The organism is Luteibacter flocculans, assembly GCF_023612255.1.
Lineage (GTDB): Bacteria > Pseudomonadota > Gammaproteobacteria > Xanthomonadales > Rhodanobacteraceae > Luteibacter > Luteibacter flocculans.
On sequence record NZ_CP063231.1, the window covers coordinates 4,284,223 to 4,299,254 of the forward strand.

12 protein-coding genes are annotated in these 15,032 nt (G+C 62.6%); 3 read left to right on the top strand and 9 right to left on the bottom strand.

The genetic code is table 11. The features are described from left to right. Positions 1 to 71: 71 nt before the first annotated feature. Positions 72 to 737, top strand: coding sequence for a response regulator transcription factor (locus IM816_RS18600; RefSeq protein ID WP_250339259.1), 666 nt, complete (start codon positions 72 to 74; stop codon positions 735 to 737). 36 nt (positions 738 to 773) lie between these two features. On the opposite strand, the gene IM816_RS18605 is transcribed toward IM816_RS18600, so the two are convergent. Further along, a complete protein-coding gene (locus tag IM816_RS18605; protein ID WP_250339260.1) occupies positions 774 to 4,259 on the bottom strand; it encodes a hybrid sensor histidine kinase/response regulator in 3,486 nt (1,161 codons plus the stop codon). A 166-nt stretch (positions 4,260 to 4,425) separates the two neighbouring features. Between IM816_RS18605 and IM816_RS18610 the strand changes: the two genes are divergently transcribed. After that, positions 4,426 to 5,058, top strand: coding sequence for a 4'-phosphopantetheinyl transferase family protein (locus IM816_RS18610; protein WP_250339261.1), 633 nt, complete (start codon positions 4,426 to 4,428; stop codon positions 5,056 to 5,058). Between the two features lie 138 nt (positions 5,059 to 5,196). Next, positions 5,197 to 5,940 carry a pyridoxine 5'-phosphate synthase gene (locus tag IM816_RS18615; protein WP_250339262.1) on the top strand — a complete coding sequence of 248 codons (744 nt, stop codon included), beginning with the start codon at positions 5,197 to 5,199 and terminating at the stop codon, positions 5,938 to 5,940. A 51-nt stretch (positions 5,941 to 5,991) separates the two neighbouring features. On the opposite strand, the gene IM816_RS18620 is transcribed toward IM816_RS18615, so the two are convergent. The 8 genes from IM816_RS18620 to dnaN form a co-directional block, all read right to left on the bottom strand. Further along, positions 5,992 to 6,399, bottom strand: coding sequence for an ExbD/TolR family protein (locus IM816_RS18620; protein WP_072323403.1), 408 nt, complete (start codon positions 6,397 to 6,399; stop codon positions 5,992 to 5,994). 5 nt (positions 6,400 to 6,404) lie between these two features. Then, positions 6,405 to 6,818 carry an ExbD/TolR family protein gene (locus IM816_RS18625; RefSeq protein ID WP_072323402.1) on the bottom strand — a complete coding sequence of 138 codons (414 nt, stop codon included), beginning with the start codon at positions 6,816 to 6,818 and terminating at the stop codon, positions 6,405 to 6,407. 11 nt (positions 6,819 to 6,829) lie between these two features. Then, on the bottom strand, positions 6,830 to 7,597 hold the full coding sequence (locus tag IM816_RS18630) for a MotA/TolQ/ExbB proton channel family protein (RefSeq protein WP_072323401.1): 768 nt from the start codon (positions 7,595 to 7,597) through the stop codon (positions 6,830 to 6,832). A 51-nt stretch (positions 7,598 to 7,648) separates the two neighbouring features. Then, on the bottom strand, positions 7,649 to 7,846 hold the full coding sequence (locus IM816_RS18635; protein WP_250339263.1) for an energy transducer TonB: 198 nt from the start codon (positions 7,844 to 7,846) through the stop codon (positions 7,649 to 7,651). Between the two features lie 664 nt (positions 7,847 to 8,510). Next, positions 8,511 to 9,812: a tetratricopeptide repeat protein gene (locus tag IM816_RS18640; protein ID WP_250339264.1), complete on the bottom strand. Its 1,302-nt coding sequence runs from the start codon at positions 9,810 to 9,812 to the stop codon at positions 8,511 to 8,513. Between the two features lie 284 nt (positions 9,813 to 10,096). Then, positions 10,097 to 12,538, bottom strand: a complete 2,442-nt coding sequence (gene gyrB / locus IM816_RS18645) for a DNA topoisomerase (ATP-hydrolyzing) subunit B (protein WP_250339265.1) — start codon at positions 12,536 to 12,538, stop codon at positions 10,097 to 10,099. 70 nt (positions 12,539 to 12,608) lie between these two features. Further along, the gene (gene recF, locus IM816_RS18650; protein ID WP_250339266.1) at positions 12,609 to 13,694 is read right to left on the bottom strand and encodes a DNA replication/repair protein RecF; all 1,086 of its coding nucleotides are present in this window, start codon (positions 13,692 to 13,694) and stop codon (positions 12,609 to 12,611) included. Between the two features lie 94 nt (positions 13,695 to 13,788). Further along, the gene (dnaN, locus tag IM816_RS18655) at positions 13,789 to 14,889 is read right to left on the bottom strand and encodes a DNA polymerase III subunit beta (protein WP_072323396.1); all 1,101 of its coding nucleotides are present in this window, start codon (positions 14,887 to 14,889) and stop codon (positions 13,789 to 13,791) included. Between the last annotated feature and the right edge of the window lie 143 nt (positions 14,890 to 15,032).

Genomic DNA, 15,032 nt, shown 5'->3' on the forward strand with positions numbered 1-15,032 from the left:
TCCCCAGAGTGCTCGCTACTCACGCTTCACCATCCACTGTTCACCGTTAACACTCTCTCTCGGTCTACCCCATGTACGTTTTGATCGCCGATGACCACCCGCTGTTCCGCGATGCCTTGCAGCGCGCGGTGCTGGCGGCCGTGCCGGATGCCACCGTGCACACGGCGGACAGCGTGCCTGCGCTGTTCGCCTTGATCGAGTCGTTGCCGGACGCCGACCTGCTGTTGATGGACCTGCACATGCCAGGTGCGCGTGGCTATTCCGCGCTTGCGCATATCCGCGGTCAGTATCCAGGCCTTCCGACCATCGTCGTCTCCGGCCACGAGGAGGCGCAGGTGGCCCGTCGTGCGCTTGCACATGGCGCATCGGCGTACATACCCAAGTCGGCGGCCGTGGAACAGATCGTGGAAGCGGTACGCACGGTGCTCGATGGCGACGTGTGGCTCCCACACCAACTGGTGGGCGGCAGCGTCGAATTGAAAGCCGACGAGGCCGACGTCGCAGCACGTGTTGCGACGTTGACGCCGCAGCAGTTCCGCGTATTGACCATGATTGCGGAAGGTCTGCTCAACAAGCAGATTGCCTATGATCTCGGTGTCTCGGAGGCCACGGTGAAAGCGCATATGACGGCGATCATGCGTAAGCTCGGCGTCTCCAATCGAACGCAGGTGGCGCTCGCTGCGAGCCATCTCGATGTGGAGCAGGAAGCCCTGCCGAGCGTTCCCGAAGAGGGATGAGGCCTTCCGGCGGCTCGCGTCGCCGGTCGTGACACGTCAGGCGGCGTTCGTCCCTGTCCGCTTCGCCAGCGCGACGAGCAGGGCACGCAAGGCGGCGGGCCGTACCGGTTTGTGCAACACCGGATAGCCCAGTGCGCGCGCACGTTGCTTCAACTCCGTGCTGCCGTCCGCCGTGACCATCGCCGCCGGGGGCATCGGCGCGATCTTCGTGCCCAGGAGGTGCAAGGCTTCGAGGCCATCCATGCCCTCACCGAGGTGATAGTCCGCGAGGATCAGGTCGACATGCGTTTCTGCCAGCACAGCGCAAGCCGCGTCGATATCGATAGCCACTCGGCAGTCCACGCCCCAGCGACCCAGCAGCGCGCGCATGCCATCGAGGATGGTCTCGTCGTTGTCGAGGCACAGCACCGTCAGCGGTAGCTGTTCGCCGCCGCCGGGGCGCACGACGGCGGGCGGACGTTTGCGTGACACTGCTGCTGCGCGTGGAACCGTGATGCTGAAACAACTGCCGCGGCCGATGCGCGAACGCAACGACAACGGGTGGTCGAGAATGCCGGCCAGTCGATCGCAGATGGATAGCCCGAGCCCAAGGCCTTTCTCACCCCAAGGCGAAGGACGTTCGAGACGTTGGAATTCGCCGAAGATGCGCGCTTGTTGCTCGTCGGCAATACCGGGGCCGGTATCCCATACTTCGATGCGTACTTCATCGCCCTTGCGGCGCACGCCGAGTACGACGCCTCCGGCACGGGTGTAGCGCAAGGCATTGGAAAGAAAGTTGGCGACGATGCGGCGAAGAAGCTGCGCATCCGATCGCACGGATAGCGAACTCGGTACGACGTGCAAGGTCAGTCCGCGCTGCTCCGCGATCACGGCGAATTGCTGCTTCAACGAATCGAACAGGTCGGCCAATGCAAACGGCGCAATCTCCGGCCGATAGCTGCCTGCGTCAAGACGGGATACGTCGAGCAAGGCGTCAAGCAAGTCTTCCGCGGCACGGAACGACGCGTCGATCCGCTCGGCCAGTTGCGCCACCTCGCCATCGAGACCGGGATGCTGCCGCAGCGCGGAGGTGAAGAGTCTCGCTGCGTTCAGCGGTTGAAGCAGATCGTGGCTGGCCGCGGCGAGAAATCGTGTCTTTGAGGCATTTGCCGCTTCGGCTTCGCGTCGTGCAATCGCCGTTGCGTTCAATGCTTCGGACAGTTCGGCCGTACGATCTTCGACACGCTGTTCCAGCGTTTCGTTGGCATCGATGAGCGCCTGTTCCACGTGCTTATAGGCCGTGACATCCGTGAACGTGGTAACGAAGCCGCCGCCAGGCAGAGCGCGTCCGCGCATTTCGATCACCGTGCCGTCCGGACGCACGCGCTGGAAAACGTGCGGCGAGCCGGCGCGCATGTAGCGAATGCGCTTCGCGACGTGTTCATCGACTTCACCGGGCCCGCATTCGCCATGCTCCGCGTTCCAACGAATCAGGTCGGCGACGGGCAGGCCGACGTAGACCATGCCGTCGGGGTAATCGAACAACTCGAGGTAACGGCGATTCCACGCGACCAGTCGCATCTCACCATCCACCACGCTGATGCCTTGCGATACGTTTTCCAGCGTCGTGGACAACAGCTCACGATTGAAGCGCAGCTCCTGCGACGCTTCGTCCATCAGCGCCATCGCCTCGGCGATGTCCAGACCGGTTCCCGACAGCGCGCCCATGAGAATGCGCCGTGCGCTCGCGGCGCCGACGGCGCTCGCAAGCAATCGCTCGGTGAACTGGATGAGAGGGCGATCGGCGGCGTCGCTCGGTGCCAGCGTCACGCCATGCCGTTGGCCATACTCGTTGAACGCGCGCGCGGTCACACGGTCACCGACGATGCGTCCTGCAATGGTACCGAGATCGCGAACCGTCACGCGTCCGCGCCAGTCGCCCGCACCCGTCGCACTGCGTACGAAGGGATCGACGAACAATGCCGCGTGCAATCGCTCCGCGACACTGGGTCTAAAGCGAAGGGAGATAAAGACCAGGCAGCCGACGTTGAACAGCAACGACCAGAACGTACCGTGCGTGACCGACTCCCACCCCGTGACATGAAACAATTCAGTCGGCTTCAACCAGCCGATGCCGAACGGACCATCTTCGATCCATTGGCTCTGCAGCCATCCCGCGCGGGTCATCGCCGGCAACAGCAGCGTGTATCCCCAGACGACGAAACCTGCCAGCAAGCCCACTTGCACGCCGATGCGACTGGCGCCTCGCCAGTACAGCGCGGAGACGATGGCTGGGGCAAATTGCGCGACGGCGGCGAAGGAGAGCAGACCCGTGGCTGCGAGGTTTTCCGCGTTGGCGATGATCCGGTAATAGATATACGCAAGCGCTGCGAGCACCACGATCGCCACACGGCGTACGAGCAGGACGACATGCGAGAGATCGCCACGTCGTTCCAGGTCGAATCGTTTTACACGCAGCAGTGCCGGCATCACCAAGTCGTTGCTTATCATCGTGGCAAGCGCCACGGCAGCGACGATTACCATGCCGGTCGCCGCCGAGAATCCTCCGACGAAGCCAACCAACGCAACACCGCTGTCGCCAAGGGCGAGCGGTAGATTCAGCACCCACGCGTCCACGTGCCCCTGCGTGACCTGGGGCAAACGCAGTCCCGCGCTGACGATCGGCAGCACGGCCAAGGATATGAGCACCATGTACGCGGGAAAGAACCAGCGTGCGCGGCGCAGATCGCGCGGGTCTTCGCATTCCACGACGCCGATCTGGAACTGTCGCGGCAGGCAGAACATGGCGCAGAACGCGAGCAGCGTCTGTGCAACGAAGCCGGGTGGCATGCTGCCTTTCTCGACCTGTGTCAGCGGCGTACGCAGCGTCTCGGCAATGCCGGGCCCATGCATATAGGCATAGACGCCGATGCCAACGAAGGCGAGTAGCTTCACCAGCGACTCGACGGCGACGGCCAGCATCATGCCGTGATGATGTTCGGTCGCATCGATGTTACGGGTGCCGAACAGGATGGCGAACACGGCAAGGAGGGCAGCGCACCACAAGGCCGTATCACCGAACCACCAGGCGGAGTTGCCGGCGCCGAGTACAGCGAACGACATAGCCACGGCCTTGAACTGCAGCGCGATGTACGGAATGACGGCGACGACGGCAATCACAGCGACGAGCGCAGCAAGGCCATGCGATTTGCCGAAGCGCGCCGCGATGAAGTCGGCGATGGACGTGATGTTGCGTTCGCGCGCCACGAGCACGAGTCGCTCGAACAGACCGAACCCGAGCACGAACAGCAGCAGGGGCCCGAGGTAGATCGGCAGATACGCGAGGCCGGACACGGCCGCTGTGCCCACCGCCCCATAGAAGGTCCAAGACGAGCAGTACACGGCCAGCGCAAGGCTGTACACGAGCGGGCGCAGCTTGGGCTGACGAGGATAAAGCGGCCGGCGATCGCCCACGTAGGCGATGCCAAAGAGCAAGCCTACGTAGAGCAACGACACCAGAAGCAGCAGCCAGCCTGCCATCACGATTGGGCTCCCCTTGCTAACGTCCCCATTCTAGGGCGTGCGCGGTCGCTCGACACCCGTTGCGCCCAAGCGGATGACGCCTGCCGGCGCCGCGCTGAGCGTAGAGGTTTTCACATCACTGAGAATGCAGGCTCCATGGTTCGGGTCAAGGCGGTAGCATCGCGGCATGGACCTTGATGCCATCCACGTAGCACCCCTCGCCGACGACGAAATTCATCTCTGGCAAACCGCCTGGTCGGGCGGTGCTGGCGAGGACGTCTTCGCGCGCTTGTTGGGCGCTTATACCGGTGTGACCGAGTCACCGATCATCGTCCGTGGGGAGCACGGAAAACCTACGTTCCCACCACCACTGGACACCCTCGGCTTCAACTGGTCGCACAGCGGAGACGTCGCGCTTCTTGCCGTCGGCAAGGGGCCGTCAGGATTCGCTATCGGCGTTGACGTGGAGGTGGTTCGGCCCCGGCCGAGGGCGCTGGAGCTGGCACGGCGGTTCTTTGCACCGGACGAGGCTGCCGAGCTGAACACGCTCCCCGAGGCCGCCCACTTGGGCGGATTTCTAGCCCTGTGGACGGCCAAGGAAGCGGTACTCAAGGCACACGGTGGTGGGCTGTCGTACGGCTTGCACCGCGTGTCGTTCAGGCTCGCTCGCGGGGGTGCCGTGCCCTGGGAGTTCGAAGGTGACGTTGGCCCGGCGTCTGAATGGCAGGTACGACCGGTGGCCCTGGGCGACGAACGGGTCGCGGCGCTGGCGTGGCGCGGTGGCGAGCGCCGCGTTCGCGTCTTCACATCTTCGGTTTGAACCTTTCCGCATCGGGGTGTGTCTTACCTGATGTGTGTGTGAGCCGTGGAGTGCGCCACAGGGACGTGGCGAGTTATGCTGAGATGACAGTCATTACGCACGTCGCAATGGTGGCGTGCGTTTTTTTATGGACCGTCGATGACCCTACTCAGCGTTAACCTGAACAAGATCGCCGTTTTGCGCAATTCGCGCGGCGGCACCGAGCCAAGCATCGCTACCGCTGCCAATACCTGCATTGAAGCTGGCTGCGGCGGGCTCACCGTTCACCCTCGCCCCGATATGCGGCATGTCACGCCCGACGACGTACGCACGTTGGCTGGATTGCTGCGCGGTCGCGTGGAATACAACATCGAAGGCAATCCGTTCGCGGGTGCACGCGGTGCGTATCCCGGTCTGTTGGCGCTCTGCCGTGAGGTGAAGCCGACGCAGGTGACGTTGGTTCCCGACGGCGACGGTCAAATCACTTCTGACCACGGCTTCGACCTGACCAAGGACATCGAGACGTTGAAGCCGATCGTGGCGGCGTTTCGTGAGATCGGTTGCCGGGTCAGTGTCTTTGTCGACGCGGGCGGTGCGGGTTTCGAAGAAGCGAAAGCCATTGGCGTGCAGCGCATCGAGCTTTACACCGGCCCGTACGCTGAAGCGTTCCACGAAGGCGACGCGCGAGCCGAACTGGAATCGTTTGCCGACACGGCGCGACGCGCACAGCAGGCAGGGTTGGCGGTAAATGCCGGGCATGATCTGAGCCAGGCGAACCTTGGCACGTTCAAGGCTGCGATTCCTGGCCTGGCCGAAGTGTCGATTGGGCACGCGTTGATCGGCGAGGCGTTGTATCAAGGCCTGGCGAATACCGTCCGCGCTTACCTGGACATCCTGAAATAAAAAAACCCCGCCGAGAGGCGGGGTTTTCGGTATTACCGGACGATCGATCGATTACTGCGCGTTGACGAAACCGATCTTGGTCAGGCCCTGGCCCTTAGCGTCGGAAAGCACGCGTGCCACGACCTCGTACTGAACCGCGTCATCCGCGTCGATCTGCAGTTCCGGCTGGTTCGACTGCTGGGCAATCACCGCGATCTGGGCACGAAGACCCAGTTCATCGACAGGCGTGTCGTTCCAGTACAGCGAGCCATCCTGGCGAATCTGCAGCCGGACGGGATCCGGCGGATTCTCTGGGTTGACGATGTTCGGATTCGGCTGCGGCAGATCGATCTTGATCTTATGCGACAGCATCGGAGCCGTGATCATGAAGATGATCAGGAGCACCAGCATCACGTCGACGAGCGGCGTGACGTTGATGTCCGACATCGGGCCACCGGAGTTGCCTGAACTGAATGCCATGTTCGTTACTCCTTGCCAGTCGACATGAAGCCGACGTGGACCATGCCGGCGTCCTTGGCGTCGCCAAGGATCTTCTTGACCACCTTGTATTCGGTGGTGCGGTCCGCACGGATCTGGAGTTCCGGCTGCGGCGACTTCGCCGCCGCAACCGCAAACTGAGCCTTCAGTTCAGCCTCGCTGACTTCACCGTCATTGAGGAAGTACGTACCGTCCGGCTTGACCGCGAGATCCATCGGCTCGACCGGGGTGTCATCCTTAACGTTCGGATTCGCCTTCGGCAGATCGATCTGGACCTTGTGGGACATCAGGGGCGCCGTGATCATGAAGATGATCAGCAGAACCAGCATCACGTCGACGAGCGGCGTGACGTTGATTTCCGACATCGGACCGCCGCTGTTGCCACCGCTGGACATAGCCATGGGTCAGCTCCTTACTTCTTGACGACGACCGGCGCCGTACCTTCGACGCGAGCGCCGGTGGCGAAGAAGTCGTGCAGGTCATGCGCGAATTCGTCGAACTGGGCGTAGGTCAGGCGGTTCGAGCGCATGAAGAAGTTGTACGCGAGCACGGCCGGGATAGCGGTGAACAGACCGAACGCGGTCATGATCAGCGCCTCACCGACGGGGCCGGCCACCTTGTCCATCGACGCGGAACCCGAAGCGGCGATACCGATCAGCGCGTGGTAGATACCCCACACCGTACCGAGAAGACCGATGAACGGAGCCGACGAACCGACCGTGGCGAGCAGGGTCAGGCCGCCTTCCAGACGCAGGCTCTCACGAGCGACGGCCTGGCGCAGGGCGCGATCGATGAATTCCGAACGCGACAGCGTCTCGGCGAGGCGACCGCCAGCAGCCTGCTGGTGGTGAGCGACGGCCGAAGCGGCGTCGAGCGCGATCTTCGAGAACGGTTCGCCCTTCGGCTGCTCTTCGAGCATACGAATGGCTTCCTGCGTCGACGAGGTGTTCCAGAAGCCCTGGATGACCTTGTCGGCGCGCGAACGCACCATGCTGTTACGGATGAAGTTGGCGACGATGAAGTACCACGAGAGCACGGACATCGCGACCAGCACCACGAACACGATCCAACCGAGGAAGTCGAAGTTGTGGATCAGGTGGTCGAAGCCCATCTGCTTGAGGGCGTCGGCGTTGGAGTTTTGACCTGGATTAGCAGGCTGAGCGGAGGTGTCTTGCAACATAACGCTACCCTTGGGAAGTCAAGCGTGAACTTAATAGCTGTAAGTGAGGAATTACAGCTGGTTTAGGTTGAACGTAACGGGGACACGTGCATAGCCTTCGACGGCCTGACCGCCTCGCTTGCCCGGGTTGAATCGCCAGTTCCTTGCCGCATCCTGCGCTGCCTTGTCCAGTTCGCGGAAACCGCTGGACTGATCGACCTGGATGTCTTTCGGCGCACCGTCGACACCCACGAGGACCAGAAGTACCACCGTACCTTCATGCCGCTGGCGAACCGCCTGCGGCGGATACTTTGGCGGGTTGCGCTGACGGTACGACAGATTCTCGCTCGGCGCGATGTCGGCCGGCGGTGCAGGCGGCGCGGGGGCGCCGGCGGCGGTGCCGGAACGGCATTCGTGCTTGCCTCCTCGACAGCCGGCGGCGGCGGGGCCGGCGGCGGCGGTGTCGGCGGCGGCTTCACCTGCTGAATGATCTTCGGCGGCGGCTGCTTGGGGGTTCCGGCGGCGGCGGCGGAGGAGGAGGCGGGGGGCGGCGGCGGCGGTTCGATGAAATCGACCTGTACCACCTTCTCTTTCTGCTTTTCCTGCGTCTTGGGCGGCGCCATGGGCGCGACCAGCAGCAGGAAAGCGAACGAGTGCAGCGCGATGGCTACTGCCAACGCACTTGTGCGCCCCCAACTGAACGGCGCTTGGCCGGTTGATTCGTTACTTGAGGCCATCAGTCACTATCAAGAGCTAATCAAGCGGAAGTGAGCCCGCACTGCTTTCCGGCGCTCGGCGGGTTGACATTGCCGAAAACGCAGGTTTCTGCAAGCGGAAAGGTATGCAAGTTACACCAGCATATGGCGTTTGTATAGCTCCTGAAGGGAAGGTTTATGACCATCCACAAGCCCCCCTTCCGGCTCTTTACAAAGCCTTACTTACCGGTACCTGCGGTTTTCAACCAGGCGTTGGCCTTGGCAGACGTTTCAGGGTCCTGCGCCGCGAGCTTCATGTCCGCGATAGCACCCTGCTTGTTCTTCTGACCACGCTTGGCTTCCGCACGCACCATATAGGCCTGGCCTTTATGCTGCACACCCTTGCTGATGGCATCCGTCGCGGACTTCTCGGCCGCGGCGTACTGATTCTTCTGGAGCTGGAGACGCGCCACGCTCAGCATGACCTCGCCGTCTTTCGCGAGCGGCGCAGCCTTCTGATAGGCAGCCAGCGCCGCATCTTCCTTGCCGGCGGTGATGGCAGCGTCACCCTGGAGCTTGTAGACCTCGGCGCTAGGCTTGACCACGCCCTTGGCGAGACCGTCGTCGAGCACGGCCGCAGCCTTCGCCGCGTTGGCTTCCTGACGGTCCGTGTGGTCCTGGCCGTCGATCAGGTAGACCTTGGCGAGGTTGATGTACTGCTTCTCGTCGTTGAAGGCGCCCGACGCACGGCCCTTCTCCATCAGCGCGATCGCGTCCGGATACTTCTGCGCCTGGATCAGGGCGGACGCGGCATTGTTGAGCGCGGTCGGATCGTTGGGATTCTTCTGCAGTTCGGCGGCAGCGAGTTCGGCGGCCTTGTCGCCCTGACCGGTCTCGGCGTAGCTGGCGGCGAGGATCTGGTCCCACGAGCCCTGCGGCTTCGCGTCCGGCATCGACTTCGCCTTGGTGATGGCAGCGATCGCTTCCGGGAACTTGCCCAGGCGATAGTCGATGTTGCCCTCGAGGCCGTAGGAATCGGCGGTTTCTTTCTTGCCCTCGGCGCGCCATTCCTGGAGCGACTTCAGCGCGGCGTCGTACTGCTCGTCCGCGACGAGGAACTGCGTGTACATGTACTTGAGCTGGAAGTAGGTGTCGTTCGGCATTACACCGATATCGAGCGCCTGCTTCAGCGTGGTGATGGCGCCCTTAACGTCGCCATCGTTGTACTTCATGTTCGCGATGCCCTGAAGGGCGAGCGCCTGCGCGTACTTGCTGCTGGTGGCCGAACCATCGGCCAGCGGCTGCAGAAGCTGGAGGGCCTTGTCCTTCTCGCCGTTGTTCGCGGCATCGAGACCTTCGTTGAGCGCCTTCTGGTCCTTCTCGCTCTTGAGATCGAGCTTGGGTTCCGTACGAGTGGCATTCGGATACAGCGCTTCTTTCTTGTCCTTGGGAGCCGTGTCGCGCGCGACGGCGGCACCGCTGGCCAGGGAAAGTGCGATCGCGGTAGCGAGCGCCAACTTGATGAAGGAACCCTGTTTCATTGACAGACCTCTGTTGAAGGAGTCGGCGCACAAGGCGGCTCTCCGGGGGACTACAGAGGTTACCCTGATTCGATTCCTAAGAACAAGTCGCAGTGCAAGAAAAAAGCAGAGTCAAAACAATGACTTGTTAGAAGAATGTTGGCGCTTACCGATTTGTAGGCCAAAGGTTGCCTTGAAAACGCCATTTTCATCCACGTCACTTCGGGCTGTGACGTGGAACACGAAAACGCCCGGCCGTCGCCAGCCGGGCGTCTGTTTCGTGGTTCAACCGTCGGCGCGATGGATCACACGTCGAGGTTGGCCACCTTCAGTGCGTTGGATTCGATGAATTCACGACGCGGTTCCACCGCTTCGCCCATCAGCATCGAGAACATCTGGTCGGCCGCCACGGCGTCCTCGATACCCACCTGCAGCATGCGCCGGGTCTCCGGGTTCACCGTGGTTTCCCAGAGCTGCTCGGGGTTCATTTCGCCCAAGCCCTTGAAGCGCTGGATCGTACGACCCTTCTTGGCTTCGTCGAGCAACCAGTTGCGCACATCGGCAAAGTTGAGCACGCCACGCGAGGCGTTACCGCGACGAACCACCGCCCCAGGCTGCAGGCCCAGTTCCGCCAGCTGCTGCGAAATGGACTGGATAGCGCGGAATTCCAGACCGCCGAAGAAAGCCTGCGGCATGATCCAGGTGTGGCTGAGGCCGTGCTGCTTGCGCTCCACTTCGATCGCAGCGCCCTGCTCGTTCAGTGCCGGGCGGAAGCGCAGCGTATAGCTCGGCTTGCCCAGGCCGCTGGCGGTGAGGCGCGTAGCGATGCCGTCCAGCCAGACCTGCATACGTGCTTCGTCGGTCCAGAGATCCTCGCCGAGCGGCGTGTGTTCGATCAGCGCAGTGAGCACCGCCGTGTCGAAGCGGTGGCTGAGGCGCTCGATCTGGTCCAGGGCAACCTGGTAATCGCGCAACAGCTTCTCCAGTGCCACACCGTCGATGGCGGGTGCGCCCTCTTCCGGCACCAAGGACGCGTTGTCCACGGCGCTGGCGATCAGGTACTCGTTCAGGACGTTGTCGTCCTTAATGTACATCTCCTGCTTGCCCTGCTTCACCTTGTACAGCGGCGGGAGGCCGATGTAGACGTGGCCGCGCTCGATCAGCTCGGGCATCTGGCGGTAGAAGAAAGTCAGCAGCAGTGTACGGATGTGCGAGCCGTCCACGTCCGCGTCGGTCATGATGATGATGCGGTGGTAGCGCAGCTTGTCCGGGTTGTATTCCTCCTTGCCGATGCCCGTGCCCAGCGCGGTAATCAGCGTGCCAACCTCGGCAGAGGAAATCATCTTGTCGAAACGGGCCTTCTCGACGTTGAGGATCTTGCCCTTCAACGGGAGTACGGCCTGGGTACGGCGATTGCGGCCCTGCTTGGCGGAGCCGCCTGCAGAGTCACCCTCGACCAGGAACAGTTCGGAAAGCGCCGGATCCTTCTCCTGGCAGTCCGCCAGCTTGCCGGGTAAGCCTGCGATGTCGAGCGCGCCCTTACGGCGAGTCATTTCGCGCGCCTTGCGGGCGGCCTCGCGGGCGCGGGCGGCGTCCACGGCCTTGGAGGCGATGGCCTTGCTTTCCGCCGGATGCTCCAACAGGAATTCGGCGAGCTTGTCGTTGACGACCTGCTCCACCGCGGTTTTCACCTCGCTGGAGACGAGCTTGTCCTTCGTCTGCGACGAGAACTTCGGATCCGGCACCTTCACGGAGAGGACGGCGATCATGCCTTCGCGCATGTCGTCGCCCGACAGACCGACCTTGGCGTTCTTGGCCAGGCCTTCCTTCTCGATGTAGTTCTGCAGCGTCCGCGTCAGCGCCGCGCGGAAGCCCGTGAGATGGGTGCCGCCGTCACGCTGGGGAATGTTGTTGGTGAAGCAGAACATCGTTTCCTGGTATGCATCCGTCCACTGCATGGCGAGTTCGACGGTGATGCCTTCGGACTGCGAGCTGAAGCTGATGACCGTGGGGTGCAGCGCCGTCTTCAACTCGGCCAGATGCTGCACGAAGGACTTGATGCCGCCCTCGTAAGCGAAGATGTCTTTCCGATCGTTCCGCTCGTCGAGCAGTTCGATGGTGACCCCCGAGTTCAGGAAGGCCAGCTCACGCAGGCGCTTCGCCAGGATGTCGTAATGGAAATCGATGTTGTTGGTGAACGTGGCCGGGCTGGGCAGGAACCGCACCATGGTGCCGCGGCGGCTGGTGTCTCCCGTCACGGCAATGGGCGCCACAGGCTCGCCGTGGGCGTATTCCTGGCGGTGTTCCTTGCCTTCGCGCCAGATGGTCAGCCAGAGCTTCTCGCTCAGGGCGTTGACCACGGACACACCCACGCCGTGCAGGCCGCCGGACACCTTGTACGAGTTGGCGTCGAACTTACCGCCGGCATGGAGCACCGTCATCACGACTTCGGCCGTGGAGCGGCCCTCCTCCGGGTGGATATCTACCGGAATGCCGCGGCCGTTGTCCGCCACGCTGGCCGAACCGTCCTGATGGATGGTGACCGTCACGTAGTCGCAGTAACCGGCAAGGGCTTCGTCGATGGCGTTATCGACAACCTCGAAAACCATGTGGTGCAGGCCCGTACCATCGTCAGTGTCGCCGATGTACATGCCCGGACGCTTGCGGACGGCTTCCAGGCCCTTGAGGACCTTGATGCTGCCCGAGTCGTAGGTATTCGAGTTCGTCGGATCGAGAGGTTCGTTCATGCGATGCCCGGTGATGGCGCCAGAATGCGGTCCCGAGGCGGCGCGTAAAGGCGTCGGGACAGTCGGTCGATTATAGCAAAGCCGTGACGGCACCCTGTTCCACGTGGAACACCGTCACAGGGCGTTCCACGAGGGCGGAAGGGATCTCAGTGCCGGTGACGAAGACCTGAACGTCGCGCCCCAGAAGTTGGGCTACAACCCACTCTTGATGGGTACGATCCAGCTCGGATGCAAGGTCGTCGAGGCAGACGACAGGCCACTCTCCGCGAATCTCAGCGTGCAGGGAGGCTTGCCCCAGCAGGCACGCCAGAGCACATAGTTTCTCCTGGCCTCGGGAGAGGTGCTCACGTAACGGAGCATGCTCGAAGGTGATGGAAAAGTCGGCGCGGTGCGGGCCTACCGTTGTGTGACCCCGTGCCATGTCCCGTAGCCGCCGGGATACCAGGGTGGCCGCCAGATCCTCCGTCTCGTCCCAGCCTGGGCGGTAGCGGACGGAAAACACGCCAAGCTCCGGCAGCACGTTGTTCATGAAACTGCGCACGTGAGGAAGTAGTCGATCCAAGTAGGTCCGGCGGTACGCGGTCATGTCTTCACCCGCGCTAGCTAACTCGGCCTCCCAGGGCGCCAGGGAAGCATCGTCCACCGCTGCCCCGCCTGCCCTCAGGAGTGCGTTTCGCTGTTTGAGAGCCCGCTGGTAGCGCCGCCACCGCCCCATGAATTCATGTTCCACGTGGAACAGACCCCAATCGACGAAACGCCGCCGCTCGTCGGACGCGCCAGCGATCAGATCATGCGATCCGGGCTCAAAGCAGACGACGGCACATTCCTGCACCAAAGCGCCGAGGGACGCCGCCTGATCGCCATCGATCCTGGCCTGCCACCGCGAGCCATCGCGGCCCAGCCCGATTCGGCGCACACGGCCATCCGCCGATCGCACCTCGGCAAAGACCGAAAGCGACGTGGCGCCCCGCTTCAAGAGCACATCGCGCGACCCGGCACGGAACGATCGCCCGTGGGAGAGCAGATATGCCGCTTCCAGCACACTGGTTTTCCCAGCGCCATTTGAACCGACGAAGACGTTGATGCCAGGCGACGGCGTAACCGCGACACCGTCCAGACAGCGCAGCCCGGCGATCCGCAACGATTCGAACTTCATCCCGCGCCATCCCCTTCCAAAACGAAAAGCGCCGGGGTGTCGAAGACATCCCCGGCGCCTTGGCCGACCGCCACGCGACTTGGCGTGAAAACGGTCAGAGACGGAGCGGCATCACCACGTGCCGCGCCTCGTCGTTGCCCTCTTCCTGCAAGAGGCAGCTCGACTGCGCATCGCGCAGATTGATCCGCACCTTGTCGCCGCGAAGCGCGCCGAGCGCATCCAGCAGGTACCCCACGTTGAAGCCGACTGCCAAGTCATCGACGACCGTCTCGGCTTCCACTTCTTCCTGAGCTTCTTCCTGCTCGGGGTTGTGCGCCACGATCTTGATCCGGCCCGGGGTCAGTTCGAGCTTTACGCCGCGATACTTCTCGTTGGAGAGGATGGCGGCGCGCTGCAGCGCGCTGCGCAGCACGTCGCGCTCGATCGTCGCCGACTTATCTGCACCGAGTGGAATGACCGCCTCGTAGTCCGGGAACCGGCCATCGATCAGCTTGGAGGTGAATACGACACCGCCGCGACGCACGCGCAGGTGATTACGGCCAAATTCCAGTTCGACCGAGCCCTCGCCCGATTCGAACAGGCCGATCAGCTCGTTGACACCCTTGCGCGGAATGATGATCTGCCGGCGTGCGGACACCGAGCTTTCGAGCTTCGTTTCCTTGAGCGCGAGCCGATGGCCGTCAGTCGCGACGCAACGCAGCGTGTGCTCTTGCAGATCCAGCAACATGCCGTTGAGGTAGTAGCGCACGTCCTGATTCGCCATGGCGAATGCCGTGCGGTCCATCAGGTCGCGCAGCACTTCCTCGGGAAGCGTGACGCGTTCGACCAGTTCGATTTCGTCGATGGTCGGAAATTCGCTGGATGGGAGCGTGGCAAGCGTGAAACGGCTACGACCGGCATTCAGCGCAATGCGCTCGCCGTTCAACTTGATGTCGATGCGTGCGCCATCGGGAAGCGCGCGAACGATGTCGAACAGTTTGCGCGCCGGAATCGTTATCTCGCCTTCCTGCACGCCCTCGGCGGCGGTCGTGGCGATCATCTCTACTTCGAGATCGGTACCGGTAAACGAAACCTCGCTACCGGAGGCGCGAACCAGGAGGTTGGCCAGCACGGGCAGCGTCTGGCGGCGTTCCACGACGCCCACCACCTGCTGCAGGGGTTTGAGCAGTACTTCCCTCTGGATGCTGAATTGCATGCGTCCCCTACTCCTGCTTTTAAGTTTTTAAGATTTTATAGTGGTAGTTGTTGGGCCGGTGGATATCTTGAAAAGCCCGAAAACTTTTATTTGTTCAACGAGTTATAGCTAGATATCGACTGGCTTGAACATGCGGATTCGTG

Coding starts and splice junctions, on each gene's coding strand:
- IM816_RS18625 (WP_072323402.1), bottom strand. CDS start 6,818: ATGGCTATGTCCAGCGGTGGCAACAGCGGCGGTCCGATGTCGGAAATC.
- IM816_RS18640 (WP_250339264.1), bottom strand. CDS start 9,812: ATGAAACAGGGTTCCTTCATCAAGTTGGCGCTCGCTACCGCGATCGCA.
- IM816_RS18630 (WP_072323401.1), bottom strand. CDS start 7,597: ATGTTGCAAGACACCTCCGCTCAGCCTGCTAATCCAGGTCAAAACTCC.
- recF (WP_250339266.1), bottom strand. CDS start 13,694: ATGAAGTTCGAATCGTTGCGGATCGCCGGGCTGCGCTGTCTGGACGGT.
- IM816_RS18610 (WP_250339261.1), top strand. CDS start 4,426: ATGGACCTTGATGCCATCCACGTAGCACCCCTCGCCGACGACGAAATT.
- dnaN (WP_072323396.1), bottom strand. CDS start 14,889: ATGCAATTCAGCATCCAGAGGGAAGTACTGCTCAAACCCCTGCAGCAG.
- gyrB (WP_250339265.1), bottom strand. CDS start 12,538: ATGAACGAACCTCTCGATCCGACGAACTCGAATACCTACGACTCGGGC.
- IM816_RS18615 (WP_250339262.1), top strand. CDS start 5,197: ATGACCCTACTCAGCGTTAACCTGAACAAGATCGCCGTTTTGCGCAAT.
- IM816_RS18620 (WP_072323403.1), bottom strand. CDS start 6,399: ATGGCATTCAGTTCAGGCAACTCCGGTGGCCCGATGTCGGACATCAAC.
- IM816_RS18600 (WP_250339259.1), top strand. CDS start 72: ATGTACGTTTTGATCGCCGATGACCACCCGCTGTTCCGCGATGCCTTG.